Below are 26,779 nucleotides of genomic sequence, written 5' to 3' on the forward strand. Positions count from 1 at the left end.
GTGTATTACACTATGGGAGTACAAACATGGAGGAATGATGCGGCTTCACGATCTGATACGCTTGCGAGCGGAAGAAAGAGGCGGCCAGTTGGCGGTGGTGGAACTCGCTGACACGGACGAGGTCGAAACCCGCTTGGCGCTGAGCTATGGCCAACTCGACCTTGAGGTGGATCGCGTTGCGGCAGGGGCGATCGCGCTGGGCCTGCCCATAGGCGGGCGGGTGCTGGTTGCGCTCAGCAATCGCGCCGAATTTGTCAGCACCTTGTTCGGCCTGATGCGCGCCGGTCTGGTGCCGGCGCTGGCCAATCCGCGCCTCGGTGCGGAGGACTATGCCCGGATCATCGAAGAGCTGTCGCCAAAAGCGCTGATCGGCGATGATCTGTCGATGGCTGCTCTGCGCGCAGCCAATGGCGCGGGTCTGCCGCTCATCAGCCTGGCGCGCGAAACGCAGGTCGATGGCGTGACGACCTGGGGCGCGTTCCTGCGGGATCCGGTGGCCGATCGTTCGAGAGAGGCGGCGAGCGATATCGCGCTGATCCTGCTGACGTCGGGATCGACCGGTCGGCCCAAGGCCGTCGATATGACGCATCAAGGCTGCGTCCAGCATTTCGAGGATCAACGCCCCTTCTATGGCGCGATCTACCAGCGCACGCCCGTCACGCTTGCGGCCACGCCCTTATTCCACAAAAATGGCACGGGCACGATCAAGACGATGCTGACCATGGGCGGAACGATCGTCATCGCTCCGCGCTTTCATCCCCGCCGCTTTCTGGCGGCGGTCCAGCGGCACGGCGTCACGACCTTCACCGCGGTCGCCACGATGGCGATGATGCTGCTCGACCAGAAGGATCTGATCGAAGCCGGCGACTGGTCGAAGCTCGACGCCATCATGATCGGCGCGGCGCCGACCGGTCGGGTGCTGCTGGACGCGATGGAAGAGGCGTTCGGCGCGCGTGTATTCCATATGTATGGCACGACCGAAGCAGGGGCTTCGCTGGGGCATGACCCGGCGCGCAGATATACGCTTGATTCCTGCGGTCGTCCGCTGCCTGGCGTCACCGTGCGGCTGGTCGGCCCCGACGGGGAAGAGGCGGCGCACGAAGGCGAATTGTGGGTCCGTTCGCCGGCCGTCGCGCTCGGTTATGTCGGCCGGCCGGAAGAGACCGCCGCGCGCTTCAGCGACGGTTGGTATCGCACCGGCGATATTCTCGAACGCGACGCCGAAGGCTTCTTCTTCTTCCGCGGCAGGGTGGATGACATGTTCGTGTGCGGTGGGGAGAATATCTACCCGCTCGAGGTGGAGCGCGTGCTGCTCAAGCATCCCGGCATCCGCAGCGCCTGCGTGGTCGCGGTGCCGCATCGGCTGAAGGGGCAGGTGCCGGTGGCGATGATCGAGGCGGAGCCGTCGCTGGACGAAGCCGCCGTGAAGCAATGGGCCATCGCCAACGGTCCTGCTTATGCGCATCCGCGTCAGGTCTGGGTCGAGGAAGCCCTGCCGATCGCGCCGACCGGCAAGATCGACCGCAGGGCGGTGCACGCCATGGCGCTGGCTCGGATGGAAGAGTCGGCATGAGCGACACAGTTACTCTGCACGTCGCGGACGGTATCGCCACCATCACCCTGGACCGGCCGGGCGCGCGCAATGCGATGGACCCGGCGATGGTTGCGGCCCTCGCCGACCGGGTCGGACAATGCGATGCCGATGCTGCGGTGCGCGTGATCGTGCTGACCGGCGCGGGCGCGCATTTCTGTGCCGGCCTCGACCTTGGCGCCGGATGGGCGACTGACCTTGCTACCCTGGCGGGGGAGGGCGTCGAGGCGCGATGCGCTCCGGCGCGCGCGCGCAAGCCGCTGATTGGCGCGGTTCGGGGCGCGGCGATCGGCGCCGGCGCTGAATTGATGCTGATGTGCGATCTGGTGGTCGTGGGCGACGACCTGCGCTTCGCGCTGCCCGAGTTCGGCATGGGCGCGCTGCCGGTGACCGGGGCCGTGGCGCGGCTTTCGGCGCGGATCGGCGCAATGCGCGCGGCCGATTTGATCGTCTCGGGCCGCAGCGTCGGTGGCGCGGAAGCAAGGGCGCTGGGGCTGGCCGTCTCGGTCCATGCGCCCGATGCCCTGATCGATGCCGCCCATGCGCTCGCAGCCCCGATCGCCCGCCAGTCGACCGCCCACGCGGTGCTGCTGAAGCAGGCGTTGGGGGAAGCGGGCGGTGCGGCCGACGCGTCCGCATCGGCATTGCGCGCGATGGCGGCGCTTTCGATCACCATGATGCAGCGCAAGACGGAGCATGGCGCATGACCAAATTTGCGATTGATTGGGATGCGCTGGAGAGCCTGCGCAGCGACGTGCGCGCGTTTGCCGAGAACAGCCTGACCGGCTTCATCGACGCGATCGACCAGCCGACCGGCCTGCCCGAGCCGGCTTATCGCCTCCTGGCCGACGCCGGCTATCTGGGGATTACCTTGCCACCTGCCTATGGCGGCGCGGGGTTGAGCTTTGCCGAATATTGCGTGGTTCTGGAGGAATTCAGCCGCATCTCCTCCGCCTTCGCGCTTTGGGTAACGATGTCGAGCGGCCCCGTGCAGGCCGCGATCCTCAAGGCAGGCAATAAGGCGCAGCGGCAAACGCTGTTGCCGGCGGTGGCGCGCGGCGAATGCCGCATGGCCTTCGCGCTGACCGAGCCCGATGCCGGCTCCGACGCGGCGGCGATCCGTACCCGCGCCGAACCGGTGGCGGGCGGCGGCTGGCGCATCAACGGCCGCAAACATTATATCACCCTGGGCGACGTCGCCGACTGGGTGCTCGTAATTGCCCTTACCGATCCCGAAAAACGGGCGCGGGGCGGCATCAGCGCTTTTCTGGTGCCCACGACCGCGCCCGGCTTTTCGATCGGCCGAATCGAAGTCACCATCGGCAACGAGCAGATTGTGGAACTGGGTTTCGACGACTGCCTGGTCAGCGAGGAGGCATTGATCGGCGGGCTTGGCGGGGGCTTCGCGGTCGCCATGGACAGTTTGGACGAAGGCCGGCTGGGCGTGGCGATCAGCTGCATCGGCGCTGCGTCGAAGGCGCTGGAGCTGATGACGGATTATGCCCGCACGCGATCGACCTTTGGCGAACCATTGGCCGCGCGCCAGGCGGTGCAGTGGATGATCGCCGACTCGGTCGTTGAGATCGAAAGCTGCCGGGCGCTGTTCGAGAAGGCGCTGACGCGGATGGCCGAAGGGCAGCCGGTGACTCAACTGGCATCGATGTGCAAGCTCGCCGCCTCCGAGATGGTCGGGCGGGTAACCGACCGGGCGATGCAGGTCCATGGCGGCGCAGGACTGATCCGCAGCGGCGGGGTCGAGCGGCTGTACCGGGAGACGCGGCATTATCGGGTGGGGGAGGGCGCGTCCGAGGTGCAGCGCATGATTATCGCGCGCGCCGCGCTGAAAGGATGAGCGCCGCGCGCGCCGAGTTTCGCAGAGGCTGGCGCGCGTTACTGGCATGCACCGTGGGCGCCGGGCTGGGCTTCACGCTGTTCGGCTATATGTTCAGCCTGTTTGTCGAGCCGCTGCAATCGGCGTTCGGCTGGTCGCGCGGGGCGATCGGCGGCGTGCTGGTGGCGGTGCCGATTACCGCTTTGGCGCTGCCCGCAATCGGTGCGGCGATAGACCGATTCGGGCCGGCGCGGATCATTGGTCTGTCGACCGTCGGCCTGTCGGCCAGCTATCTGCTGCTGACTGGGATGGACGGCGATATCGGGCGCTTCTATGCCGGCTACGGACTTGCCGCGCTGCTCGGATCGGCGACTGGGCCGATCGGCTATGCGCGGGTGCTGGTGTCATGGTTTGAAGCAGCGCGCGGCACGGCGCTCGCGTTGATGCTGGCGGGCGGGTCGATTGCGGCAGCGATCCTGTCTCCCCTATTGTCCGCAACGATTGAGACGGCCGGCTTTCGCGCCGGCTTTGCCGTGCTTGCCGGCGCTGCCCTGCTCGGCGGGGGTGCGGCGCTGGCTCTGGGGCTGCGCCTTGGGCCGGTGACGTCCGTGTCGCGCGCCGATGAGTCGGACCAGCCCCTCGGCTCCCGCCGCACCTTCATGCTGCTGGGATGTTCGCTGTTTCTGGCCGGGATACCGGCCATCGGGCTTGCCTCGCAACTCCAGCCGCTGTTCGTTGCGCGCGGATTTGGCGCGGGGGCGGCGGCGGCGATGATCGGCATCCTGGCATTGGCCGTGCTCGGAGGCCGGCTGGTGACAGGCGTTCTGCTCGATCGACTGCGGCCAACGGTGGTCGCCGCCACAGTGATGATCGTCGCGGCGGCCGGCGCTCTGGTCCTCGCCGTTCCCGGCGGACATGCCGCCGTCGCGGTGGTTGGCGTGCTGTGCATCGGCCTCTCGCAAGGGGCGGAGCTTGATCTCCTCTCCTTCCTCTGCGCCCGCTATTTCGGGCTGAGCCGCTATGCACGCACCTATGGCAAGCTGTTCCTCTGCTACGCAGCCGCGCTCCCGCTTGGCGGCTTGCTGTTCGGGCTGAGCTACGACCTGACAGGTAGCTACGCCACCGCTTTAGGGGTCAGTGCCGGCCTTCTTGCATCGTCCGCTGTCCTGTTCCTGCTGCTGGAGCCCCGCGCCAAGCCATGAAAAACAGAGTTGCATATAAATGTGTAGTACACTATTATACACGCATAAATATGGGGAGGCTGTTATGCGTAAGGTCAAACTTGGGTGCGTGATCGGTTCGATCTGGGCCTTGTCCGGGGGGCATGCCCTGGCGCAAGCCTCGTCCGAAGCGGTTCCGCCGCCCTCTGGCACGCAAGGGATTGCGGACATCATCGTCACCGCGCGCCGGGTTGACGAGAGCCTTCAGACAACGCCGATCGCCGTCTCGGTCGTATCGGGCGCCGAGCTTGAAAGCCGGGCGGTTGACGACCTCAAGGACTTGGCGCGCATCACGCCAAATCTGACGCTGGAGGGCGCTGCGCGCTCATCAGGCGGCGGCTTCAACTCGTCGGCTTTCCTGCGTGGCGTCGGGCAGGACGAATTCCTCATTACGTTTGAACCGGGCGTTGGCACCTATATCGACGGCGTGTATCTGGGCCGGACGGTCGGCGGCGTGCTCGACCTGCAGGATGTTCAGCGCGTCGAAGTGCTGCGCGGGCCGCAGGGGACGCTGTTTGGCCGCAACACGATCGGCGGTGTCGTGCAGGTAGTGTCAAACCCACCGGTCGACCGGTTCGAGGGATCGCTGTCGGCGGGTCTTCGCACCGATGAAGGCGTCGATCTCGACGGCACGGTCAACGTGCCGCTCGGTGAGGGCATATTCTTTCGCGCATCGGGCCAATATCGGCGGCAGGATGGCTATTCGGTCAACCGCACGACAGGACAGGAACTGGGCTATATCGACCGTCTGGTGGGTCGCGCGCAGCTGCGCCTGGTGCCGTCGGATCGGCTGACGATCGATCTTGCGATCGACGGATCGCGTGCGCGGCAGGCGGGCGTCCCTACAAGTCTGATCGACCTCGTGCTCGTCAACAACGGCTCGCCCACGCTCGCTGCCCTTTACAACCTGTTCAACGCAGGCAGTCTGTGCACCTCGGGCTGCCCATCCTCGTCGATGTCGATCACCGCAGCCGATGTCCGCCGCGGCGAACGGGATTTCTCGACGATCAACGACAAGCAGATCAACGACGCCGACCTCTGGGGCGCGGCGGGCACGATCGCCTTCGAGGTGAGCGACGCGCTGACGCTGAAGTCGATCACCGCCTACCGCGAAATGAGCGCCTTGTTCAGCGCTGACCTGGACGGGACTGACTCCCGACTGGTCAATACGCTCTACGACACGCGCCAGGACCAGTTCAGCCAGGAATTGCAGGCCACAGGCAGCCTGTGGGATGACAGGCTGTCCTATGTTGCCGGCCTCTATTATTTTCGCGAAAGCGCCAGCGAAGTGGGCGATATCCGCATCTTCCCCGGCCTGTTCCAGATTTTCGAGGCGCTGCCGGGGCCGTCCTTTCCCGTTGTGAGCGGGGCGAATTGCGCGACAAGCCCGCAATTATGCGCGGGCGGGGCCGGCAATCCCAGCAATCAGTTCTTCGACAATATGTTCCTGACCGACTCCTCGATCCGGTCGCGCAGCTATGCCGCCTATGGACAGGTCAATTTCGAGATTGCGACCGGCCTGCGGGTGACCGGCGGGCTGCGCTATACCAATGATCGCAAGACCTTCGATTATTCGGCGCTGCGCAACGGCGGCAGCGGCGCGGTTTATGGCGCCAACGGTCTGCTCTATGCCATCGACCCTACCCGTCGCGTCGGCAAATATGACGCATGGACACCCAAATTCGGCATCGACTGGCAAGCCAGCCCGTCGCTGTTCCTCTATGCTTCGGCCGCCAAGGGGTTCAAGTCGGGCGGCTTCAACGGCCGCGCTACCACCAATGCCGATTTCTCCGCCTTCGGGCCGGAGACGATCTGGTCCTATGAGGTCGGGGCCAAGACCGACCTGTTCGACCGCCGGCTGCGGCTCAATATGGCGGGCTTCTATTCCGACTATACCGATATTCAGACCACGGTGGCGGTGCAAATTCCGACCGGCACGGCGAGCCCGGTGCTGAACGCCGGCGCTGCCCGCATCTATGGCGCGGAAATAGAGGCGCAGGCGATCGTCGCGCGTGGGCTACGCATCACGGCGGGGATCGGGTTGCTGAATGCCCGCTATACGCGCGATACGCCGCCCAACATCGTCGATGGCGGTCGACTGCCCAAGGCGCCCGAATTCCAGGGCAGTCTGGCCGCCGAGTATCGCACTGCCGTGTTCGGCGATTATGAATGGATGCTGCGCGGCGAAGTCAGCCACCGGTCGCGGCAGGAGAATGAACCGTCCAATTATGCGGCGGTCGCGCAGCCCGCCTATACGCTGCTCAGCGCGCGCACTCAGATCAGCAGCCCGGATAAGCGCTGGACCTTTGCGATCTGGGGCAAGAACCTGACCGACGAGACCTATCTGCTCAATGCGTTCCGCTCCGGTGGCGGCACCAATGTCGGCTATTATGCGCGCGGCCGCGAGGCCGGCGCCAGCCTGAGGTTCACCTTCTGATGGCGACCCCGCCCTATCGGCTCTACGGCGCAGTCACCCCCAATGTGGGCAAGGTGACCGCATTACTGGAAGAGATTGGCGCGTCCTATGACTTGGTGATGATCGACGTGGCGGGCGGGGAGCAGCACCAGCCGCCTTTCGCCGCGATCAATCCCAATGCCAAGGTGCCAGTGCTGGAGGACCGCGAGGCAGGTGGCCTGCGGCTGGCGGAATCGGGCGCGATCCTCCTATACCTGGCGGAGAAACATGGGGCCATGCTTCCCGCCGACCCGGTGAAGCGCGCAGTCGCTTATCAGTGGCTCATGTTCCAGATGAGCGGAATCGGGCCGATGCTGGGTCAGCTTAGGCACTTCCGCATGGTGGCCCTTGCGGGCAACGACCATGCGCTTGCCCGCTATGGCGACGAAGCGGTCCGGCTGTTCACCGTGCTGAACAACCAGTTGCAAGGGCAGGACTTTGTCGCCGATACGCTGACGATCGCCGACTTCGCGCTTTATCCTTGGTTTCACTTCATCGACATCTACCGTGCACAGGGCATCGACTTCGGGCTGGATCCGGTGCGCTTCCCTGCGATCGCCCAATGGCAGGAGCGGTGCCGCACACGACCGTCGATGGCGAAGGGCATGGCTGTGCTGGAAGCGCGGCTGGAAGAAGCGATCGCCGCATTGCGACAGGCTGGACGGTGGTCTGATGCTCCCGCCTGACATAAGGGGGCTTGCGCAAGCCGCGCGTCGCGCTGCATTCCCTGTCGTCATGGAAGACACGCACGACACACAGGCCGCGCAGGGCGGCTTCAGCAAAGGCGCAACCGGACGGCGCGATCATTCGGCCGTCGACTATATCGTCGACCGCGTGCGCCGCGCGATCCGGGAGGGGCGGCTGGTGCCGGGCCAGCGGCTGATGCAGGAGGAACTGACCCAAGGGCTCAAGGTCAGCCGTGGCCCCGTTCGCGAGGCGCTTCGCCGGCTCGCTGCCGATGGTGTGATCGAACTGGCGTTCAACCGCGGCGCCCGGGTCCGCCGCCTGACCCATCGGGAGGTCGTCGCGCTGGGCGAGGCGCGCGAAGCGGTGGAGACCATGGCCGCCGAACTCGCGGCCCGCCGCGCCGCCGGATCGCCGCGCCGAGAAGAATTGGGCATCCTGACCGGTCGGCTCGAACAGGCCGCGGCGAGCGAGGATGCGGCTGCCTTCACCGCTCTTAATGAGGATTATCATCAGCTCATCTTTGCGCTGGCCGACAATGATGTGCTCGACGACCTCAACGGGCGGTTGCACCTTCAGGTGCATTTCATCCAGCACCAGTTTCGCGACAGCTATCCGGCCGACTGGATGCACCAGGCGCAGGCCGAGCACCGCCAGATCACCGCCGCGATCCTGGCCGGCGACGTGATAGGCGCGCGCGAGGCGATGCGGGCGCATGTCAGCCGGATCGCCGCCACATCGGCGCAGATGCCGCCGAAATTTTACGAACCCATTTGAGGGAGCAGATATGCGGATCGTCGATAGCGAGGAAATCCAATGGCACACAGGGCCGGGGCATCGCGATCCGGGCATATATCTGCGCGATGTGCTGACCGGACAGGAGGGCGGCCCGGGCAATTACTGGCTGTCGCTCATCCGTATCGAAAGCGCTTATGACGCGCCCATTCACGGCCATAATTTCGATCAGGTCCGCGTGATGCTGGAGGGGACGTTCAATTTCGGCGAACAGGATCAGGCCGAAGGAACGATCGGCTATTTTTGCGAAGGCACGCCCTACACCCAGTCAGCGCGCGGCCGGTCGCTGATGCTGCTGCTTCAGTGCGAGGGCGCCAGCGCGTCCCGCTTTCTGAGCCAGGCGGAGATGCGCCGCGGGGTCGTGGAGCTGAAAGCGGCGGGCGGCGATTTTCGCGACGGCCGTTATATCGGCCCGCACCCGCTGACAGGGGCCGAGGTGACGATCGATTCGGTCGAGGCGATCTGGCAGCATATCGTCCAGGAACCGATCGCTTATCCCCCGGCGCGCTACGAGCGCCCCGTTATCGTGCATCCGCAAGCCATCCACCCGCGCCCGATCGCCGGAGCAGCGGGCGCGAGCGAGCGCCTGCTGGGCCTGTTCAACGAACGCGGGCTGCGCATAGCGCTGCGCACGCTGGAACCTGGCGGAACGCACGTCTATGATGGCCGAACCGAAGGCTCCGGCCTACTGTTTGTGACGCAGGGCGAGGGCACGCTGGGCGGGGCGGACTTTGGCTATCGTTTCGCCGCGGAGATCGGAGCGGAGGAAGCCGGCGAGCTGGTCGCGGGCGCAGACGGCCTGACGGTGCTGGTCATCCGCTTGCCGGACTGAGCATGGCGTCGAGATAATCGAGCGAGGCGCGCCGAGCGCGGGCGAGGCGCAAACGGCGGGGGCGCGCCTGAAAATGGTGCGTGTCGGCCGCAGCGCGCCATTCGCCCGGCCGGCGCTCCAAACTCAGCCATTGTTCGGTCGCGGCAACCGGATCGTCGAAACGGCCATCGGCCCATGCCTGGGCATTTACCGCCATGCCATCATAGACGGCGGCGGTCAGCACTGCTGGCGCTACTCGCCCCTCCATCAGCGCCACGGCCGAAAAAGGCGGGACTCCAAGTTTCACCTCCGGCAGCCGCCAGACCGCATCGGGCGTCGCATGGATGCGGTGGGTTGCCGCCAGCAGCAATGCGCCCGCCCCGACGGCCAGGCCGCGCGCAACCCCGATCACCGGCGCGTCGTGCGCCAGCACCGCATCGAGCAGGTCGAACAGCGCGATAGCGCTCTCGCGGGGGCGCCCAAGCATATCGGCCCGATCAGCGCCGCCGCTGAACAATGTCGCGCTGCCGGCGAGCACGACCGGTCCCGCCGTAGCGCGCAAGCAGTCGGTGATCGCCTGCATGTCCAGGACGCGCAGGCTGCTGGCTGCGGCGGGCGCTTCGATCCGCAGCCAACAGGCGTCGTCGGTCAGCGTGCAGCCGATCCTGTCGGTCAATGCACCGCTCATGATGAAGCGCCTTTCTGCGCGCGCCGCCAGCCGCTTGGCGGACTGCCATAATATTTGCCGAACGCCTTGGTGAAGGATGTCGCCGAGCGATAGCCGCAGGCGCGGGCGATGTCGGCGATGCTGTGTCCGCCTTCTTCCACCATCGCGGCGGCGCGCGCCAGCCGCTGATGGCGGAGGAATCGCGCCGGCGGCGCGCCCGCCACATCGGCAAAGCGGCGGACAAAGGTGCGGGGCGCCATCTCCGCCTGGCGCGCGGCGTCGGCGATGCGCTGGCCCGGCCCCTTGTCGAGCCAGGGGCGAACCAGATCGGCTTTGTGTAGCGGACCGGCGAGGATCGCCGCAACCAGAGCGTTGACGAGATGATTGACGATGACCGGCATCGCGGAACCCGGATCGCGCCCGGCAAGGTCGATCGCTTCGCACAGCCGCTGAAGCACCGGGTCCGGCGTCACGACGATCAGCGGCGGCGCTACCGCCCGCAGATAATCGACGGTTCCGCCGGTCCAGAAGGACTGGGTCGACCACATGTCGATAATCGGCGATTCGCCCGCGCCATGGTGGGTGAGAAGCGTGTTCTGGCGAACCGGGCGGGTGCGCAGCAGATCTTCGACGGCGACATCGGCCTTGCAGCCCGGATCGCTTGCAACCTCATGCTCCATACCGACCGGGAGCAATGCAATCTGGTCAGAGGCGACCTCAACCGATTCGCGCTGGCCAGCCATCCGAAAGTAGAGACTGCCGCCGTGCGGTGCATAGATGAGCGCCGCATCGACCGCAGCGGTTGCGGCTGCCCAGCGCCCGGTCATGCGAAGCGGCCCATATAGCGTCCCCCCAAGGCGCAGGTGCCGCGGATCGAGCGTCGTCAAATCCTATCCCTGTCTGCCATATATCTATCCGTTACTGCCGTTGCTCATCTGCGGTGATTGCCTCTCCCTACAAGTATCCTACACTTTGGGAAAGGGGTGATGATAGACGCCCCGACGAAGAGAGGACCGAAATGGCCGATGGAATTGCCGACATGAGGCCCGCTGCAGGCTGGATCGATGCCGGGGCAGGGACAATCGATGCAGCGATCTACTGGGATCCTGCTGTTTACGCGCTGGAGCAAGAGCGCGTGTTCGGCAAGACATGGCTGTGCGTCGCGCATGAAAGCCTGGTCCCAAAGGCCGGTGATTTCTTCACCAGCCGAATGGGCGAGGATCCCGTCATCGTCGCGCGGCAGCGGGACGGGTCGATCGCCGTCTTCCTCAACCAATGCCGCCATCGCGGCGCTCGCCTCTGCCGCGCGGACATGGGCCAGGCCAAGGTGTTCGCCTGCTCCTATCATGGCTGGACCTACGACCTTGCCGGCAACCTCATCTCGATCTCGAAAGAGAGCGTGGTCGATGGCGGCAAGATCGACAAGACCCGCTGGGGGGCGGTCAAGGTCGCCAAAATCCATAATTATCACGGCCTGATCTTCGCCACCTGGAATCCCGACGCGCCGGCGTTCGACGATTTTCTGGGCGAGGCGAAATGGTATTTCGACATGATGTTCGATCGCCCCGGCGGCACCGAAGTGATCGGCGGCGTTCAGAAATGGGTGGTCAAGGCGAACTGGAAACTGGGTGCCGAACAATTTACCAGCGATATCTATCATTTCGACTATACCCATGTCGGCACGTCGATGGCGTTCATGCCGCCCGACATGCCGATGGGTGAGCCGCCCGTCGTCAACGGCCGGCAGTTCCGCGATCAGGGACATGGTGGCGTCGTGACCACCGACGTCCAGCTCTCCGACATGCAGACGGCAATTGCGATGGGCATGGACGTGCTTGCCTATAACCAGTCGCGTCGGCCGCTGATGGCCGAGACGCTGGGCGCGTTGCGCGGGCATGACGCGCAGCCGGTCCATGCCAACATCTTCCCCAATCTCGGCATCCTGCCGCTCAACCAGACGCTTCGCCTCTGGCAGCCGCGTGGACCGGGCGAGATGGAGGTGTGGGCCTGGACCCTGGTGGACAAGGAAGCGCCGCCCGAGATCAAGGAAAGGGCGCGGCTCCAGACTCAGTTCACCTTTGCCTCATCGGGCGTGTTTGAACAGGATGACGCCGAAAACTGGGCCGAGGTCCAGCGCGCCCTTCGGGGGCCGATGGGCCGCAGCGCCGTCTTCAACAACCAGATCGGCCGAGGCGAGAGCCGCGACCCCGATGGGATTTTTCCCGGCACCACCGACTTCGCGATGAGCGAGGCGGCCGCACGGGGCTTTTACGCGCATTGGCAAAAGCTGATGCTGGAGGATGGGCAATGAGCTACGAAATGGTGCTCCCCTATCGCGTCAGCGACGCCGGCGAGCCGGCCGATCTGCCGCTTTGGCACAGCGTCCAGCAATTCCTGTTCCAGGAGGCCGCGCTGCTCGATCGCCGGGCATTTGCCGAATGGCTCGACATGCTGGACGACGGCATCCGCTACTGGGCGCCGACCCGCTATAGCCGCACCCCGCGCGAGCGGGCCGGCGAATGGTCGCGGCCCGATCAGGCGGCGCATTTCGATGACAGCAAGCAGTTCCTGGCGCTGCGGGTCCGGCGGCTGCTGACCGACCGGGCGTGGTCGGAGGATGCGCCTTCGCGCACGCGGCACCTCGTCACCAACGTCCAGGTTCGCAGGCTGGCCGACGGAGCGATCGAGGCGGACTCCAACTTCCTCGTCTATCGCGGGCGGGTGGACGATTGCGAAGAGATATTCTCCGGCGCGCGGCATGATCGGCTGGTGGGCAGCGACGGCCCTTACCCGTTCCGCATCGCTGAGAGGGTCATCCTGTTCGACCATACGATGATCCTCGCCAACAATCTCGGCATCTTCTTCTGATGGGCGGTCGTCTTGAGGGGCTGAGCGCAGTCGTGACCGGTGGCGCGTCGGGCATGGGCCGGGCGATCGTCGATCGCTTCGTGGCCGAAGGCGCGCGCGTCGTGTTGTTGGACCGCAACGCCGAGCGGGCGCTCGACGTGGTGGCGCAGCACGGGGACGCGGTACGCATGGTGGCCGGCGACGTGCGGTCGCAGGCGGACAACCGGGCGGCAGTCGCGGCAGCGGTGGCGCATGGCGGGGGGCTCGACATATTCGTCGCCAATGCCGGTCTGTGGGACTGGAACGCGCGACTGATCGATCTTCCGCTGGACGCCACCGAAGCCGCGTTCGACGAGCTGTTCGCGGTTAACGTGAAGGGCTATCTGCTCGGCGCGCAGGCCGCGGCGCGGGCGCTTGCTGACCAGGGCGGATCGCTGATCTTCACTTTGTCCAACGCGGCGCTCTACACCAATGGGGGCGGGCCGCTCTACACCGCGTCCAAGCATGCGGCGCTGGGCCTCATGCGCCAGCTCGCCTTCGAACTTGCGCCCCGGGTGCGAGTGAATGGCGTCGCGATCGGTGGCGTGACGACCGATTTGCGCGGTCCGACCGCCTTGGGGCAAGCCGAACAGTCGATCGCGCTGATGCCGCTGGCCGTGGCGGCCCCTTTGGTCATGCCGCTCGCGCGGCAGCCGGAGGCGGCCGATTTCACCGGCGCTTATGTCATGCTGGCCGATCCGCAGGATGGCCGCGCGATCACGGGGGCCGTGATCGAGGCGCATGGCGGCTATGGCGTGCGCGGCGTGCTGAAGCCGGCCGGCGGCTATGATCTTGACCCCGCCGGCGATCCCACCCCGGCGGCGATGGCGCAGTTACAGGCAATCATGAGCGGCGCAGCGGCGCCGGAGGAGCGAGCATGAGCGATATCAAGGCACTTGGCTATCTGGGGTTCGGCGTGTCCGATCTCCCTGGATGGCGCGGCTATGCAACCGACTTTCTGGGGCTTCAGCCGGTCGATCGCCCCGATGGATCGATCGATCTGCGCATGGACGATCACGCGGCGCGCATCCGGTTGGTGGCCGACGCGGCGGACGACATTCTCTGGCTGGGCTGGGAGGTCGCCGACGCTGCGGCGCTCGACCGGCTGCGGGCGCGGCTGGCAGCGGCTGGCGTTTCCTACGAGGACGGCAGCCCCGCCGACGTGAAGGACCGGCAGGTCGAGGCGCTGATCCGCTTTGCGGACTGCGACGGCACGCCATGCGAAGCCTATTGGGGCCTGCTGCGCCGCACCGAAGCGCCGTTTCTAAGTCCGATCGGCGCGCGCTTCGTCACGGGGCGCCAAGGGCTGGGCCATGTCATCCTGATAACGCCGGACCGGGTTCGTACCGAGGCCTGGTATCGGGACGTGCTGGGCTTTCGCGTGTCCGACTATGTTCATGCGGAAATGGCGCCCGGCATGACCGTGGATTTCACCTTCATGCGGTGCAACAGCCGCCATCACTCGCTGGCCTTGTGCAGCGTCCCCATGCCCAAGCGGCTCCAGCATTTCATGATCGAGGTCGACAATATCGACGATGTCGGCCGATCCATCTATCGCGCCGAAGATGCGGGCGTCCATACGATGCTGAGCTTTGGCCGCCATTCAAACGACAATATGCTCTCGGTCTATTACATAACGCCGTCGGGCTTCGCGGTCGAATATGGCTGGGGCGGATTGGAAGTCGAGGATGAGAGCTGGCATGTCCAGAACCATGCCGCCCCGTCGGCGTGGGGACATCGCTTCCGTCCGCCGCCGGGCACGCCCGCACCGGTCCCCACCATCATGCACGAAAGGGAAGACGCATGACGCTCGCGCTTGAAAGCCGCTATATCCACTCCAGCGGGCTCAAACTTCATGTTCAGGATGGCGGCGGCGATGGTTTTCCGATCATCTGCCTGCATGGCGGCGGTCCCGGCGCGTCGGGCTATTCCAATTATCATCGCAATATCGATGCGTTGGCCGCAGTCGGCCGCGTGATCCTGATCGACCTGCCTGGCTATGGCGAAAGCGACAAGCCTGAACTGGAAGGGCCGCGCCTGGCCTTTTTCTCGGGCCATGTGCGGGCGGTGATGGACGAACTGGGCCTGGCGCAGGTCGACCTTATCGGCAATTCGCTGGGCGGCGGCACGGCGGCCAAGCTGGCGCTCGATACGCCGGAGCGGGTGCGCCGGATGGTGCTGCTGGGACCGCCGATCGGGATGCCGGTGTTCAGCCCGTTTCCGACCGAGGGGTGGCGGCATATGGCTGGCTATTACCGCGGCGAAGGGCCTACGAAGGAGAAGATGCGCGCCTGGATCGAGGCGCTCATCCATGACCCGTCGCAAGTGACCGACGCGATCGTCGAAGAGCGTTTCGCCGCATCGACCCGCCCTGATGTACTGGCCGCGCCGCTCAACGAGCCGGGGCCGAAAGCGCCGTTCGAGCCGATCTGGCAGGATGTCGGCCGCATCGCGCATCCCACGTTGATCCTGTGGGGCCGCGACGATCGGGTGGTGCCCTATGAATCCGGCCTGATGGCCTTCAAGCAGATGAAGCGCGCCGAACTCCATGTGTTCGCCGAGACCGGTCATTGGGTGCAGTGGGAACGAACCGACGCCTTCAACCGGCTGACCGCCGAGTTTCTGAGCCGTGCCGAATGATCGTCGCGGACCTTGCGGTGGCTGATCCGCGCCGCGCGCATGGGAGCGGCGGGCGGGCGCATATGCCCGTCGATCGCCGCCATGCCCGGACGGGCGGAGCAGGCCGATGACGCGCATCCTTGCAGCGCAAGTGGGCGACATCGCCGAAGGCGAGGCCAAGGCCGTGCCGCACGATCCGCCGATTGCCCTGTTCCACGCCGATGGCCGCTACTTTGCGACCCAGGAAATGTGCTCGCATGAGGAAGCATCGATCATAGATGGCTGGGTAGGGGACGACTGCACCATCGAGTGTCCGTGGCATAATGCGAAATTCTGCCTGAAAACCGGCCAGGCGCTGACGCCCCCCGCTTATGAGCCGCTGCGTGTCTATCGGGTCGTCGTCGAGGGCACCGACATCTTCATCGAGCTTTGAGGGATGCTGCATGATGGCGGCTGCGCGTTTTTCCGGTCATGTCGTGGTGAAGGCGCCCCTGCGGCTCTTGGGTCATGATCGCTATGCCGGCCCGGCGGCGGCGCCGCGATGATCGTCGCGGAGGTCATGCCGCTGCCGGTCCCGCCCGGCTATCGCCCGCCCGATGATCTCGACATCGTCGCGCTATCCGCGCTACCGGATCAGGAAGGCTGGCTGGCCGAGCATGGCAACGGCATCGGCGTGCTCGTCACCCACGCCGGACATGGCGCGCCGCGTGAACTGCTTCAGCGGCTGACGGGGCTGAAACTGGTGGCGCATTTCGGCGCCGGGCTCGATCTGCTGGACCTCGATCTGCTGCGCGAACGCGGTGTCGCGCTGACCTATACGGCTGATCTTCTGACTGACGATGTCGCCGATCTTGCGCTGATGCTCATGCTCGGCGGGCTGCGGCGCATTGTGGAGTGCGATCGTTTCATTCGCGCCGGCGCATGGGGCCGGACAGCGCCGCCCCTCGGCCGATCGGCAGCGGGCAGGCGGGTCGGCGTCTATGGGCTCGGCCGGATCGGCCATGCCTTCGCCCGACGCGCCGCCGCCTGCGGATGCACGATCGGCTATCATGGGCGTAGCGCCCAGCAGCGGTGTGACTACGCCTATTTCTCCTCGCTCCATGATCTCGCGCAGTGGAGCGACGTGCTGGTCGCGGCGGTGCCCGGCGCGCCGGAGACGACGGGGGCGATCAATGGCGATGTGCTCCAGGCGCTGGGGCCTGACGGCCTGCTGGTGAATGTCGCGCGGGGCGCCGTCGTGGACGAGAGCGCACTGATCGACGCGCTGGCGCAGGGGCGGATCGCAGCGGCCGCCCTCGACGTGTTCGACAAGGAACCCGCAATCGACCCCCGGTTCCTGGCTTTGTCCAATGTCACGCTGACGCCGCATATCGGCAGCCTGACCAGCGACACGCGCGGGGCGATGGCCGATCATGTGTATGGCAATGTCCGGCGGCATCTGACGGGCGCGCCGCTCATCGGCCGCTTTTTCCACGGGGAGACGACGAATGGCCATGGGTAGCGGCATCCCGACCACGGCGCTGTGCAAGGCGGACCGCGCTTCCATCACCGTGCGCGATCGCGACTTCTGCAACGACCTGATCGGTGGCATGAGCCTGTCGGCGTTCATGCTGTTCCATTGGACCGGACGCGAGGCGACGCCGGCTGAGGCGGCGATGCTCGACGCGCTCATCATCGCCATCACCGAACATGGGCTGGCGCCCACGGCGATCGCGGCGCGGATGACCTATGCGTCTGGCCCGGAAGCGCTCCAGGCCGCGGTCGCGGCGGGCATATTGGGCGCTGGCTCTGTCGTGCTGGGATCGGCGGCGCAATGCGCCGATCTGCTGGTCGCCGGGGTGGAGCAGGTTATGGCTGGGGCAGCGGCCGGGCCGGTTGCGCGCGCATTGATCGAGGGCGAGATCGCCGCAGGCCGCAAACTTGCCGGCTTCGGCCATCCGCTGCACAAGCCGGCCGACCCTCGTGCCGTGCGGCTGCTGACGCTGGCCGACGAACTGGGCATCGCCGGGGCGCATGTCGCGTTACTGCGGACGCTGGCGCCAATCGCCGACTCGCTCCACGAAAAGCCCCTGGTGATGAATGTGCAAGCGCCGATCGCGGCGATCGGCCTCGACATGGGATTGCCGCCCTTTCTGACGCGCGCCATCCCGATCCTGGCGCGCGCGATCGGCGTAATCGGCCATATCGCCGAGGAGGCGGAGAATCCGATCGGCTTCGCGCTGGCGATGCAGGCCAATCAAGCGGTGCGCTATCGTGAAGCGGACGGCAGCACGACGCCGCTACATCGTTTCGAGTGACCTGCAATGCTGCATCACCTTGTTTGCAAAGGCCGGCGCGTCATTGGCTGCTGCATATATTGGTGACCTTGCGCCGCGGCGCCGATGCCTCGTCTCCTCGTAGAATTCCTTAGGAAAGTGGCGAATGCCCATCACTGCGCTTCGGGCGCATAGCCGATGCGGACTTCCGGCTGGAGACTCGTATGGACACTACCGCACCCGCCCCCTTGCATGATGCGCCCACCCTGGCGGAGCCATCAACGCCAGCGGTGGCCAAGGCTCTTTTCATCCGCCTTCGCGCCAAGCCGGGGAAGGGCGAAGAGGTCGACGCCCTGCTGCGTGGCAGCCTCGACGCGGTGATGGACGAGCCCGACACGACCACATGGTATGCTGTGCGTTTTGGCGAGGAAGACTTCGCGATCTTCGACACCTTCCCTGACAATGCCGGACGCCTTGCCCATCTTGCGGGCAAGGTGGGACGCACCCTCATCGCGCGAACCCCCGATCTGTTCGAGGGCTTGCCCAAGATTGAGCACGCGCAGGTGCTGGCTTACAAGCTACCCGGCGCAAGCGGTCAGGTCAGCGAATGAGTGCCGCCGGACGCACCGCCGCCCGAAAATAGCGGACGCGGCTTTCGAGCTTAGATGAGGGCTCCCGACCAGGCGCTTGGGCGACGACGAAGCGGTCAGGCGACCGCTTCGTCGGCAGGCGTGTAGGGCAGCCCGAGATCGTCGGCGACCGCCTGATAGGTGATCTTCCCGTCCCAGACATTGAGCCCGGCGCGCAGATGCGGGTCGCGGCGCAGCGCTTCCCTCCAGCCCAGCTCGGCGATGCGCAGCGCATGGGGCAAGGTCACATTGTTGAGCGCATAAGTGCTGGTGCGCGCCACCGCGCCCGGCATGTTGGCGACGCAATAATGGACCACGCCATCGACCACATAGGTGGGATCGGCATGGGTGGTGGCATGGCTGGTCTCGAAACAGCCGCCCTGGTCGATCGCGACATCGACCAGCACCGCGCCCTTCTTCATGGTCTTGAGCATGTCGGCGGTGACGAGCTTGGGCGCGGCCGCGCCGGGGATCAGCACCGCGCCGATGACGAGGTCGGCTTCGGCGACACATTCGGCGAGGTTCGCCTTGTTGGAAAAGCGCGTCTTGGCCCGCGCCTCGAAATACATGCCGAGCTTTTCGAGCACCTCGGGGCTGCGATCGAGAATGGTGACGTCTGCGCCGAGGCCCGCCGCCATCTGCGCCGCGTTGAAGCCGACGACGCCGCCGCCGATCACCGCGACCTTGGCCGGCAGCACGCCGGGCACCCCGCCCAGCAGCACGCCGCGCCCGCCATGCGCCTTTTCGAGCGCCGTCGCGCCCGCCTGGATCGCCATGCGGCCTGCGACCTGGCTCATGGGCTTCAGCAGCGGCAGCCCGCCGGTCGCATCCGTCACCGTCTCATAGGCGATGCAGGTCGCGCCGCTGGCGATCAGGTCGCGCGTCTGGTCGGGATCGGGGGCGAGGTGCAGGTAGGTGTAGAGGATCTGGCCGGGACGCAGCATGGCGCGCTCGCCCGCCTGCGGCTCCTTGACCTTCACGATCATGTCGGCGGCGGCGAAAATCTCCGCTGCGGTCGCGATGATCTCGGCGCCGGCCTTCATATAGAGGTCGTCGCCCGCGCCGATCCCCTCGCCCGCGCCGCTTTCCACCAGCACGCGATGGCCGTGCGCGCTCAGTTCATGCACGCTTTCGGGCGTCAGGCCGACGCGATATTCGTGATTCTTGATTTCCTTGATGGTGCCGACGATCATCCTGGCTCTCCATGCTTTCCCGGCGCGGCGCGCCCTTCCTGCGCTGGATCATAGCGCAAGGGTGGCGGCGGATGTTCCCTCATTCATGGGCTTTAATGCGCTAGTGCGGGATGATATCTGATCCAGCGCAGATTTGGTGGGATGATGTTGCATGGATCGGTTCGATGTCGCCTTGCTGGAAGCGCTTCAGGCCGATTCGCGCCGATCCATGGCTGACTTAGGCGAACGGATCGGCCTCTCAGCTTCCGCCTGCCACCGCAGGATCAAGCTGCTGGAGGAGGCCGGCTTCATCGCCGGCTACGCCGCGCGGCTCGATCCCGCCGCGCTTGGCCTTGCGCTTCACGCCTTCGTCGAAATCTCGCTCACCAGCCAAAGCCGCGAGGCCATGGACCGGTTCGAGGCCGCCGTCGCCGACTTTCCCGAGATATTGGAATGTCACCTGATGGCGGGCCAGGCCGATTATCTGCTGCGCGTAGCCGCCGCCGACCTTAGCGGTTTCGACGCCATCCACCGCGATTGCCTGGCGCGCCTGCCCGGCGTCTCGGCGATCCGCACCAGCTTCGCCATCCGCCGCATCCGCGACTGGCGCGGCTACCGGCTGCGCGGGGTTTAGGGCGGGAGGACGTCGATCGGTCCAGCCAAGGGAGATGATGTTCCAGCAATGGCGAATCGATCGCCTTACTCGTCGTTTGCGACGATGGCCGGGCGGCGCGCGCCAGTGGGCCAGCGGAAGCGCAGCGGGCGGTAGCTCTGGGTGCGCCACCAGGGATCGGCGACCTGGAAGAGGCCGCGTTCCTCCGCCCGGCGGCCCAGATCCTTGCGCGCGGTGATCGCAGCCAGCAGAGGCGCGGCGAACAGGCCGATCACGACCGGCAGGGTCCAGCCGAGCGCGCCCGCCTCGATCGCGAGCAGAGTGAGGCCGATCCCAAGCAGGATATGCCATTTGAACAGCCAGATCGCGCTGCCGATCGCCATGCCGTCGCGGTCGCGGGTCTGGCCGTTCCAGCTCGCCTTCTTCCCCATGAGGATGGTGACGAGATTGATCGTCTGGGTCAGCATCGCGACCGGAGCCATCAGGATCGACAGGAGAATGTCGGCCATGACGCCGCGCGTCATCCGCGCCGCGCCGCCGAAGCCGATGCGACGCGCCGGGTCCGCCATCGCCCAGAGGATGGCGAGGATTTTCGGCCCGAACAGTAGCACCGCCGTCACCGCCAGCAGACCGCCCGAGGGCAGGATCGCGGCGGCGGGCCACAAGCCGCTGGCCGCGCCGCCTAGCACCACCAGTATCAGCGCCAACCACATGGGCGAGGTGCAATAGGCGCTGGCGCCCACGAGCAGCTGGAAGCGGCTGACCGGATGCAGGCCGGCGATCTTCACCAGCAGCGGGACATGCTGGATATTGCCCTGGCACCAGCGGCGGTCGCGGGTGAAGAGGTCGGGCATGGACGGCGGAAATTCCTCGAAACTGTCGTCGGCCGTGACCATGTGCACGTCCCAGCCGCGCCGGCGCAGCAGCGCCGCCTCCAGCATGTCGTGGCTCAATATGTGACCGCCGAAGGGCGCGCGGCCGGGAAGCTCGGGCAGGCCGCAGCTTTCGGCGAAGGCGCGCACCCGCACGATGGCGTTATGGCCCCAGAACATGCCCTCCGACCCCGCCCACCATATCATGCCGGCGGCCGAGATCGGCCCGAACAGGCGGCTGGCGAATTGCTGCCAGCGCGCGAACAGGGTCGCGGCGCCCATCACGGTCGGCACGGTCTGGATGAGGCCGACATGCGGGTGCCGCTCCATGTCGGACGCGAGGCGGGCCATGGTCTGGCCGCTCATCACGCTGTCGGCGTCAAGTACGACCATATAATCATAGCCGCCGCCGAAGCGGCGGACCCATTCGGCGATGTTGCCGGGCTTTCGCCCGATGTTGAGCGCGCGGCGGCGATAATGGACAGGGCGCGAGAAGGAGCCGCGCATTTCCTGGTAGGCGCGCCGCTCGCTCTCGCCATTTTCGGCGTTGGAATCGGAGAGGATGAAGAATTCAAACCGCTCGCCGCCCATCACCTGCGCCAGGGATCGCTCCATGATCGAGAGGCGGCCGAGAACGCCCAGAAAATCCTCGTTGCAGACGGGGAGGAGGATGGCGGTGCGGCCGCGCAGCGGTTCCGATGCGTGGAGGGCGCGCGGGGTAACGCTGCGTCCGCCGCCCAGCGTCAGCAGCAGGAAGCCGATCGTCGCAGTGGCGAAGCCGAAGGCGATCCAGGCGAAGAGCGAGATGAAGAGGGCGAGATAGACGCCCTCCATCGCGCTGATGCCGTCGAGTCCGATCGAGCGGCGCATTTCATGCGCGGCCATGGCGGCGGGCAGCATGGCGAGCGCCACGACCAGCAGCCGCCGCGCCCAAATGTCGATATTGAGCGGGCGGCGGGCGATGAGCGGCGGACGGGCGCGGAAATCCTGCTCCGGCATGGCGATCGGCGCTTCCGCCGGCACGGATTCGAAGGCGCGCGCCAATGGCTTATCTTCGGCAGCGGCGCTTGCCGCCGGCCCGCTTCCATTCCCCATGAGTTTGTTCCGATCCGATTGACCCGCGTGCAGAACCGATCGTTGCGTGGTCGGTTCCCATCATGCGCCGAGCGGGTAATGCACATATTCGCTGAACGCACGATTGCCGGCGCGCAACTGGACGCGGATGTCGGCCGCCTTGCCGCCCGGCCGTTCGATGTCGAGGACGGTGCGGAACAGGCCGTCCTTGCCCAGCACGGGATAGCCGGCGCGGTTGACGATGCGCGCTTCGCCGCCGTCCGTCCAGATGTCGGGTTTCGTGCCTGTCGGCACGCCGGAAAAGTCGATCACGAGGCGGTCCTGGCCAGGCTGGCTGCCCCGGCCGCGCCAGACATTCTCGACGATCGCGATGTCGGAGCCGGCGGGCGCGCGTGCGGCGCTCCAGTCGAGGCGATAGGCGGCGTCGATCCGCCGGCCGGGGCGCGCGGGCGCATCCGGGGTCCAGTAGGCCGCGACATTGTCGACATATTCGCTGTCGGTCGGGAAGGCGTAGAGCCGAACCTGCCCAGCGCCCAGCGGCTGCGATGGCCTCGCCCAGAGCGAAGGGCGACGGTCGTAGAAGACGCCGTCATCCTGATAATGGTCGAAGTCGCGGTCGCGCTGGAGCAGGCCGAAGCCCCTGGGATCGGTTTCCTTAAACGTACTGAAATGAGGTGCCGATGGATTGACGAGGGGGCGGGCGTGCACGGTTCCGTCGGCGCTGGCGATGGAGAGCATGTCGCTGTCGTGGATTTCGGGCCGCCAGTCAGTGCCTTGGGTGCGGTTTGCCTGGTCGTACCAGAACATGCTGGTCATCGGCATCAGCCCCAGTTCCTCGATCGGGCGGCGGGGGAAGAGCGCGGCGGTTACGTCCTGCCGGACGCCGTCCGCTCCAAGGCTGCTGGCGAAGTGATAGGCTCCGGTGATCGAAGCGCCGTCGAGCAGGGCATAGACGGTGACGCTGTTGTCGCTCACGCGCTCCAGCCAGAAATGGGTGAAGCGGGGAAATTCCTCGCGGCCGGGCAGGCTGGTGTTGATCGCGATCGCGCGGGCGGAGAGGCCGAACTGCTTTTGCGGGCTGGGCGCGCGGAAATAGCTGGCGCCGAGGAAGGACAGCCAGTCGCCGTCGCGCGCGGCGTTCATGATGCGGAAGCCGGCAAAGCCCGCGTCGGCCCCGAGCGCCCCGACGGCGTTGCCGGCGGGCATGTCGAACATCGCGGGATCGTAGCGCAGCGGGGTGGCGCGGCCCTTTTCGACTGTGGCGATCGTCACCGGCTGGGCGGCGTTCACCGACAGGGGGAAGAAGCGGATGCCGGTCGCTCCGGGCAGGTCGCCCCATAATGTGCGTTCATCCCGGAAGCGGGCGGCGTGGAGCGCGTCATAATCGACCTTCGCCGCGCCGGGATGGACGGGCGTGTCGCGGAAGGGCGCGCGGGCGCGCTGCTGCGCCATGGCGACGAGCCGTTCCCAGGAGAAAGCGGCCGCGCCGGTCTGGGCGCGCAGGGCGTCGGGCAGCAGCAGCGCCGCGCCGGAGGCGGCGAGCAGGGCGCGCCGGTTCATGTCGGTCATGGATTGCTTCATGGAGAGCGGAAACGGCCAAGCCAAGCCTTATATCCCTGCAACGGTCCGCTCGGGGCGCAACGAAGAAGCCTCCGCCCGGGGGGACGGAGGCTTCAAACTCTGGTCGTTCGATCGAAGGTGTCGCCCCCGGCGCGGTGGGGACTGTTGGTGCGCCGGGGGCCACTTGGACGGGTGTCAGGTGACCAAAACCTCACCCGCCCAATTCGGTATCGCTTAGCCGATCAGCTTCAGCACGCCCTGCTGGCTCTGGTTGGCCTGGGCCAGCATGGCGGTCGACGCCTGGCTCAGGATCTGCTGCTTGGCGAGGGCGGTGGTTTCCGACGAGAAGTCGGCGTCCTCGATGCGGCTGCGGGCATCGGTCAGGTTGGTGATGTTGTTGGTCAGGTTGTTGACCGTCGATTCGAGGCGGTTCTGCACCGCACCGAGGTTCGCGCGGGTCGTCGCGATCGCCTTCAGCGCGTCGTCGAAGGTGGCGAGGTCGGCGGTCGTCGCGGTGGTGGCGTCGACGGCCAGAGCGGCGGTCACGTCAGCGTCGCCCGCCACGTCGTCCAGCGTGATCGTGACAACGTCCGAAGCATTGGCGCCGGCCTGGATGTCGACCGAAGCGGTCGAACCGTCGAACAGCTTCGTGCCGTTGAATTCGGTGTTCGCCAGCGTGTCGGTGATCTGGGTCTGGAGCTGGGTGATTTCCGCCTGGATGTTGGTCTTGGCGTCGGCGTCGTTGGTGCCGTTCAGCGCCTGGACGGTCAGTTCACGCATACGCTGAACCATGTTGCCGACTTCGCCGAGCGCGCCTTCCGCGGTCTGCGCCAGGCTGATGCCGTCATTGGCGTTGCGGACGCCCTGGGTCATGCCGCGGATCTGCGCGGTCATGCTGGATGCGATCGCGAGGCCGGCGGCGTCGTCCTTCGCGCTGTTGATGCGCTTGCCGGTCGACAGGCGCTCCATCGCGGTGGACAGCGACTTCGACGCCATGGAGGAGGCGTTGGCCGAGCGCAGCGCCGCGGTGTTGGTTCCGATAACAGTCATGATCTTCCCTTTCCGTTCGTCATCAGGTCGCTGCCATCAGGGCGCTTGCGGCCTCGAAGGGGGATAACGGCGGGGCGTCGGGGGCTTTTAGCCGAGCCTTTGATTTTTTTGCCGGAGCGCGGCGATTCGCATGGGCGCGACGGCCCCCACGCGGGCGCGCCGCGCGCACGACAGACAGAAGTCCGATATTCTTGCCGCTCCGCCCGGAAATAAATTGCCGCCGGGCGGCAAGCGGCAATGCGAATTAACCTTCTGATAACCACATGCGGCGTAAGCATCCTTCATCGAAGGGGCTAGGGGCGTACGGGGGTACAAGCCGGCCAAAATTTGGGGTTCAAACTCATGTCATCGCTTGACGTGAGCCGTGGCGTCTGCGCGCTCGTTCCGGGCTTGCAGCACTGGCTCGAAAATGCCCTTTATGCGGTGCGGATCGTGGATGCGGCCAGCCCGCGCGACCGGGACGACCGCCGCATATTGCTGGCGACCGAGATCGGTCATGCCACCCATCGCGACATCCTCATCACCATCGTCCCCGGCGCGCCGTCGCTGTTGCCGGCCGCCAATGGCCTGCCCGCACGGGTCGCCTTCGGCATGGCCGACATGGGCTTCGCCTTCGCACTGATCGCCGAGCTGGCGCGGCCGGCTTCGGTTCCCGCCGTCGGCGACAATGGCAGCGCGCGGCTGATGACGCTCGCCGGGCGGGTCGCACGCAGCGACGCCACGGTGCTGATCCAGGGGGACACCGGCACCGGCAAGGAAGGCATGGCGCGGTTCCTCCACGCCCGATCGGGCCGGTCGACCCACGACTTCATCGCCGTCAATTGCGCGGCGCTCCCCGAAACGATGATGGAAGCAATGCTGTTCGGGCACCGCAAGGGCAGCTTCACCGGCGCGGCCAATGCGTCGGAAGGGCTGTTCCTGGCGGCGGACGGCGGCACACTCTTCCTGGACGAAATCGCCGAACTGCCGCTGGCGCTTCAGGCCAAGCTGCTGCGCGCGCTTCAGGAAGGCGAAGTGCTGCCCGTGGGCGCGACGCATCCGGTTCCGGTCAATGTCCGCGTGATCGCGGCGTGCAACCGGAACCTCGCCGAGGAAGTCGCCGCCGGCCGCTTCCGCGAAGATCTTTACTGGCGCTTGAACGTGATGCCGCTGGAGCTGCGGCCGCTGGCCGAACGCCGGGGCGACATCAGCGCCATCGCCGCCGCGATGCTGCTGCGCCTGTCGGACATGGGCAAGGCGGGCTTCGTCTGGCCGACCGCCGAGGCGATCGAGAAGCTGGTCGCGCATGGCTGGCCCGGCAACGCGCGCGAACTGGGCAATGTGCTCCAGCGCGCGCTGGTGCTGCGCGACGGCGATCGGATCGAGGCGGACGATCTCAGTCTGGGCTCTGCGCCGCCGTCCGCGCCCGCCATTGTCGCGCCGGTGGCGCTGGTCACGCCGGCCGCGCCGATCCGGCTGCGCGATGTGGCCCGCCATTCCAAGCTGGAGGCGATCCGCCTCGCCCTGCGCGAGACCGATGGCCATCGCGCCGCTGCCGCGCGGAAGCTCGGCATTTCCGAACGCACGCTGCGCTATCGGCTCGCCGAGATGCGCGAGCTGGCGGCGGCGTGAAGGAGGGCTGACCCATGGCGATCAACGGCATGTCCCCGACCGACAGCGTGATGGCGATCCGCAACGCCATCCTGCAAAAAAATGCGGCGCTGCGCGACATCAGCGAGGCCGGCAATGCCGGCGCGGCGGCGGCCACCGGCGGGACGCAGGAAAGCACCCGGCCCGGCGCGTTCACCGAGGCGCTCAACAGCGCGCTCAACCAGGTTAACGGCCTCCAGAACCAGGCCGGCGAAGCCGCCGCCGCGTTCGAGCGGGGCGAGACCACCGACATCGCCGCCGTGATGCTCGCCAAGCAGCAGGCGTCGGTCAGCTTCGAGGCGACCCTTCAGGTCCGCAACAAACTTCTGTCCGCCTACAAGGACATTATGAGCATGCCGGTTTAAT

Annotated in this window: 26 protein-coding genes; 20 read left to right on the plus strand and 6 right to left on the minus strand. The window is 66.5% G+C overall.

Going from position 1 to position 26,779, the window contains the following annotated elements; genetic code table 11:
* The first annotated feature begins 61 nt into the window (after positions 1-61).
* From V2B31_RS17520 to V2B31_RS17555, 8 genes are all read left to right on the plus strand, one after another.
* On the plus strand, positions 62-1,573 hold the full coding sequence (locus tag V2B31_RS17520) for a class I adenylate-forming enzyme family protein (RefSeq protein WP_328280915.1): 1,512 nt from the start codon (positions 62-64) through the stop codon (positions 1,571-1,573).
* Positions 1,570-2,298, plus strand: coding sequence for an enoyl-CoA hydratase/isomerase family protein (locus tag V2B31_RS17525; RefSeq protein WP_328280917.1), 729 nt, complete (start codon positions 1,570-1,572; stop codon positions 2,296-2,298). Before V2B31_RS17520 ends, V2B31_RS17525 begins: the two co-directional genes overlap by 4 nt.
* Positions 2,295-3,443: an acyl-CoA dehydrogenase family protein gene (locus V2B31_RS17530; protein WP_328280918.1), complete on the plus strand. Its 1,149-nt coding sequence runs from the start codon at positions 2,295-2,297 to the stop codon at positions 3,441-3,443. Before V2B31_RS17525 ends, V2B31_RS17530 begins: the two co-directional genes overlap by 4 nt.
* Complete coding sequence (locus V2B31_RS17535) at positions 3,440-4,624, plus strand: MFS transporter (protein ID WP_328280919.1); 1,185 nt, start codon at positions 3,440-3,442, stop codon at positions 4,622-4,624. Before V2B31_RS17530 ends, V2B31_RS17535 begins: the two co-directional genes overlap by 4 nt.
* A 64-nt stretch (positions 4,625-4,688) precedes the next feature.
* Positions 4,689-7,079 (plus strand): TonB-dependent receptor, encoded by a 2,391-nt coding sequence (locus tag V2B31_RS17540; RefSeq protein ID WP_328280921.1) that lies wholly within the window; start codon positions 4,689-4,691, stop codon positions 7,077-7,079.
* Positions 7,079-7,783, plus strand: a complete 705-nt coding sequence (locus tag V2B31_RS17545) for a glutathione S-transferase family protein (RefSeq protein WP_328280923.1) — start codon at positions 7,079-7,081, stop codon at positions 7,781-7,783. The genes V2B31_RS17540 and V2B31_RS17545 overlap by 1 nt, the downstream gene beginning before the upstream one ends.
* A 49-nt stretch (positions 7,784-7,832) precedes the next feature.
* On the plus strand, positions 7,833-8,558 hold the full coding sequence (locus V2B31_RS17550) for a GntR family transcriptional regulator (RefSeq protein ID WP_328280925.1): 726 nt from the start codon (positions 7,833-7,835) through the stop codon (positions 8,556-8,558).
* Between the two features lie 10 nt (positions 8,559-8,568).
* Positions 8,569-9,408 carry a hypothetical protein gene (locus V2B31_RS17555; protein ID WP_328280927.1) on the plus strand — a complete coding sequence of 280 codons (840 nt, stop codon included), beginning with the start codon at positions 8,569-8,571 and terminating at the stop codon, positions 9,406-9,408.
* On the opposite strand, the gene V2B31_RS17560 is transcribed toward V2B31_RS17555, so the two are convergent.
* Complete coding sequence (locus tag V2B31_RS17560) at positions 9,389-10,075, minus strand: enoyl-CoA hydratase/isomerase family protein (RefSeq protein ID WP_328280929.1); 687 nt, start codon at positions 10,073-10,075, stop codon at positions 9,389-9,391. The two genes, V2B31_RS17555 and V2B31_RS17560, sit on opposite strands and share 20 nt — an antisense overlap.
* Positions 10,072-10,941, minus strand: coding sequence for an AraC family transcriptional regulator (locus V2B31_RS17565; protein ID WP_328280931.1), 870 nt, complete (start codon positions 10,939-10,941; stop codon positions 10,072-10,074). Before V2B31_RS17565 ends, V2B31_RS17560 begins: the two co-directional genes overlap by 4 nt.
* A 152-nt stretch (positions 10,942-11,093) precedes the next feature.
* Here V2B31_RS17565 and V2B31_RS17570 point away from each other — a divergent pair, with 152 nt between their 5' ends.
* The 9 genes from V2B31_RS17570 to V2B31_RS17610 all read left to right on the plus strand — a co-directional run bounded on the left by V2B31_RS17570 (position 11,094) and on the right by V2B31_RS17610 (position 18,425).
* Positions 11,094-12,365: an aromatic ring-hydroxylating oxygenase subunit alpha gene (locus V2B31_RS17570; protein WP_328280933.1), complete on the plus strand. Its 1,272-nt coding sequence runs from the start codon at positions 11,094-11,096 to the stop codon at positions 12,363-12,365.
* Positions 12,362-12,922 carry an aromatic-ring-hydroxylating dioxygenase subunit beta gene (locus V2B31_RS17575; RefSeq protein ID WP_328280935.1) on the plus strand — a complete coding sequence of 187 codons (561 nt, stop codon included), beginning with the start codon at positions 12,362-12,364 and terminating at the stop codon, positions 12,920-12,922. The genes V2B31_RS17570 and V2B31_RS17575 overlap by 4 nt, the downstream gene beginning before the upstream one ends.
* Entirely contained in the window at positions 12,922-13,821 is a 900-nt protein-coding gene (locus V2B31_RS17580; RefSeq protein WP_328280937.1) for an SDR family NAD(P)-dependent oxidoreductase, read from the plus strand. The genes V2B31_RS17575 and V2B31_RS17580 overlap by 1 nt, the downstream gene beginning before the upstream one ends.
* Positions 13,818-14,747, plus strand: coding sequence for a VOC family protein (locus V2B31_RS17585; protein WP_328280939.1), 930 nt, complete (start codon positions 13,818-13,820; stop codon positions 14,745-14,747). The genes V2B31_RS17580 and V2B31_RS17585 overlap by 4 nt, the downstream gene beginning before the upstream one ends.
* Positions 14,744-15,580 carry an alpha/beta fold hydrolase gene (locus V2B31_RS17590; protein WP_328280940.1) on the plus strand — a complete coding sequence of 279 codons (837 nt, stop codon included), beginning with the start codon at positions 14,744-14,746 and terminating at the stop codon, positions 15,578-15,580. Before V2B31_RS17585 ends, V2B31_RS17590 begins: the two co-directional genes overlap by 4 nt.
* Before the next feature lie 106 nt (positions 15,581-15,686).
* Complete coding sequence (locus V2B31_RS17595; protein WP_328280942.1) at positions 15,687-15,992, plus strand: bifunctional 3-phenylpropionate/cinnamic acid dioxygenase ferredoxin subunit; 306 nt, start codon at positions 15,687-15,689, stop codon at positions 15,990-15,992.
* Between the two features lie 108 nt (positions 15,993-16,100).
* Positions 16,101-17,060, plus strand: coding sequence for a 2-hydroxyacid dehydrogenase (locus V2B31_RS17600; protein ID WP_328280944.1), 960 nt, complete (start codon positions 16,101-16,103; stop codon positions 17,058-17,060).
* Positions 17,047-17,856 carry a citryl-CoA lyase gene (locus V2B31_RS17605; RefSeq protein WP_328280946.1) on the plus strand — a complete coding sequence of 270 codons (810 nt, stop codon included), beginning with the start codon at positions 17,047-17,049 and terminating at the stop codon, positions 17,854-17,856. Before V2B31_RS17600 ends, V2B31_RS17605 begins: the two co-directional genes overlap by 14 nt.
* A gap of 182 nt (positions 17,857-18,038) precedes the next feature.
* Positions 18,039-18,425, plus strand: a complete 387-nt coding sequence (locus V2B31_RS17610) for a putative quinol monooxygenase (RefSeq protein WP_328280948.1) — start codon at positions 18,039-18,041, stop codon at positions 18,423-18,425.
* Between the two features lie 95 nt (positions 18,426-18,520).
* Here V2B31_RS17610 and ald read toward each other — a convergent pair whose 3' ends face one another.
* Positions 18,521-19,636 (minus strand): alanine dehydrogenase, encoded by a 1,116-nt coding sequence (gene ald / locus V2B31_RS17615; protein ID WP_328280950.1) that lies wholly within the window; start codon positions 19,634-19,636, stop codon positions 18,521-18,523.
* 151 nt (positions 19,637-19,787) lie between these two features.
* On the opposite strand from ald, the gene V2B31_RS17620 reads away from it, so the two are divergent.
* Positions 19,788-20,249, plus strand: a complete 462-nt coding sequence (locus V2B31_RS17620) for an Lrp/AsnC family transcriptional regulator (RefSeq protein ID WP_328280952.1) — start codon at positions 19,788-19,790, stop codon at positions 20,247-20,249.
* A 65-nt stretch (positions 20,250-20,314) separates the two neighbouring features.
* Here the strand turns inward: V2B31_RS17620 and mdoH are convergent, their stop codons facing one another.
* The 3 genes from mdoH to V2B31_RS17635 form a co-directional block, all read right to left on the minus strand.
* Positions 20,315-22,195, minus strand: a complete 1,881-nt coding sequence (gene mdoH / locus V2B31_RS17625; protein WP_328280954.1) for a glucans biosynthesis glucosyltransferase MdoH — start codon at positions 22,193-22,195, stop codon at positions 20,315-20,317.
* A 60-nt stretch (positions 22,196-22,255) separates the two neighbouring features.
* Positions 22,256-23,743: a glucan biosynthesis protein gene (locus tag V2B31_RS17630; protein WP_328280956.1), complete on the minus strand. Its 1,488-nt coding sequence runs from the start codon at positions 23,741-23,743 to the stop codon at positions 22,256-22,258.
* Positions 23,744-23,968: 225 nt separating this feature from the next.
* Positions 23,969-24,784: a flagellin N-terminal helical domain-containing protein gene (locus tag V2B31_RS17635; RefSeq protein WP_328280958.1), complete on the minus strand. Its 816-nt coding sequence runs from the start codon at positions 24,782-24,784 to the stop codon at positions 23,969-23,971.
* Positions 24,785-25,126: 342 nt separating this feature from the next.
* Here V2B31_RS17635 and V2B31_RS17640 point away from each other — a divergent pair, with 342 nt between their 5' ends.
* Positions 25,127-26,395, plus strand: a complete 1,269-nt coding sequence (locus tag V2B31_RS17640) for a sigma-54 interaction domain-containing protein (protein WP_328280960.1) — start codon at positions 25,127-25,129, stop codon at positions 26,393-26,395.
* A 20-nt stretch (positions 26,396-26,415) separates the two neighbouring features.
* Positions 26,416-26,778 (plus strand): flagellar hook-basal body complex protein FliE, encoded by a 363-nt coding sequence (gene fliE, locus V2B31_RS17645; protein ID WP_328281077.1) that lies wholly within the window; start codon positions 26,416-26,418, stop codon positions 26,776-26,778.
* The last annotated feature ends 1 nt before the right edge of the window (position 26,779 follow it).

Origin of the sequence: Sphingobium sp. (genome assembly GCF_036170395.1) — a bacterium.
Lineage (GTDB): Bacteria > Pseudomonadota > Alphaproteobacteria > Sphingomonadales > Sphingomonadaceae > Sphingobium.

Excerpts from the sequence above, each read along its gene's own strand:
- V2B31_RS17555 (WP_328280927.1), top strand. The coding sequence starts at position 8,569 with ATGCGGATCGTCGATAGCGAGGAAATCCAATGGCACACAGGGCCGGGG.
- V2B31_RS17590 (WP_328280940.1), top strand. The coding sequence starts at position 14,744 with ATGACGCTCGCGCTTGAAAGCCGCTATATCCACTCCAGCGGGCTCAAA.
- V2B31_RS17580 (WP_328280937.1), top strand. The coding sequence starts at position 12,922 with ATGGGCGGTCGTCTTGAGGGGCTGAGCGCAGTCGTGACCGGTGGCGCG.
- V2B31_RS17525 (WP_328280917.1), top strand. The coding sequence starts at position 1,570 with ATGAGCGACACAGTTACTCTGCACGTCGCGGACGGTATCGCCACCATC.
- V2B31_RS17535 (WP_328280919.1), top strand. The coding sequence starts at position 3,440 with ATGAGCGCCGCGCGCGCCGAGTTTCGCAGAGGCTGGCGCGCGTTACTG.
- V2B31_RS17635 (WP_328280958.1), bottom strand. The coding sequence starts at position 24,784 with ATGACTGTTATCGGAACCAACACCGCGGCGCTGCGCTCGGCCAACGCC.
- V2B31_RS17595 (WP_328280942.1), top strand. The coding sequence starts at position 15,687 with ATGACGCGCATCCTTGCAGCGCAAGTGGGCGACATCGCCGAAGGCGAG.
- V2B31_RS17560 (WP_328280929.1), bottom strand. The coding sequence starts at position 10,075 with ATGAGCGGTGCATTGACCGACAGGATCGGCTGCACGCTGACCGACGAC.
- V2B31_RS17600 (WP_328280944.1), top strand. The coding sequence starts at position 16,101 with ATGATCGTCGCGGAGGTCATGCCGCTGCCGGTCCCGCCCGGCTATCGC.
- V2B31_RS17540 (WP_328280921.1), top strand. The coding sequence starts at position 4,689 with ATGCGTAAGGTCAAACTTGGGTGCGTGATCGGTTCGATCTGGGCCTTG.
- ald (WP_328280950.1), bottom strand. The coding sequence starts at position 19,636 with ATGATCGTCGGCACCATCAAGGAAATCAAGAATCACGAATATCGCGTC.
- V2B31_RS17610 (WP_328280948.1), top strand. The coding sequence starts at position 18,039 with ATGGACACTACCGCACCCGCCCCCTTGCATGATGCGCCCACCCTGGCG.
- V2B31_RS17640 (WP_328280960.1), top strand. The coding sequence starts at position 25,127 with ATGTCATCGCTTGACGTGAGCCGTGGCGTCTGCGCGCTCGTTCCGGGC.
- V2B31_RS17550 (WP_328280925.1), top strand. The coding sequence starts at position 7,833 with ATGGAAGACACGCACGACACACAGGCCGCGCAGGGCGGCTTCAGCAAA.
- V2B31_RS17605 (WP_328280946.1), top strand. The coding sequence starts at position 17,047 with ATGGCCATGGGTAGCGGCATCCCGACCACGGCGCTGTGCAAGGCGGAC.
- V2B31_RS17575 (WP_328280935.1), top strand. The coding sequence starts at position 12,362 with ATGAGCTACGAAATGGTGCTCCCCTATCGCGTCAGCGACGCCGGCGAG.
- V2B31_RS17585 (WP_328280939.1), top strand. The coding sequence starts at position 13,818 with ATGAGCGATATCAAGGCACTTGGCTATCTGGGGTTCGGCGTGTCCGAT.
- V2B31_RS17620 (WP_328280952.1), top strand. The coding sequence starts at position 19,788 with ATGGATCGGTTCGATGTCGCCTTGCTGGAAGCGCTTCAGGCCGATTCG.
- V2B31_RS17530 (WP_328280918.1), top strand. The coding sequence starts at position 2,295 with ATGACCAAATTTGCGATTGATTGGGATGCGCTGGAGAGCCTGCGCAGC.
- V2B31_RS17545 (WP_328280923.1), top strand. The coding sequence starts at position 7,079 with ATGGCGACCCCGCCCTATCGGCTCTACGGCGCAGTCACCCCCAATGTG.
- V2B31_RS17570 (WP_328280933.1), top strand. The coding sequence starts at position 11,094 with ATGAGGCCCGCTGCAGGCTGGATCGATGCCGGGGCAGGGACAATCGAT.
- mdoH (WP_328280954.1), bottom strand. The coding sequence starts at position 22,195 with ATGGGGAATGGAAGCGGGCCGGCGGCAAGCGCCGCTGCCGAAGATAAG.
- V2B31_RS17630 (WP_328280956.1), bottom strand. The coding sequence starts at position 23,743 with ATGACCGACATGAACCGGCGCGCCCTGCTCGCCGCCTCCGGCGCGGCG.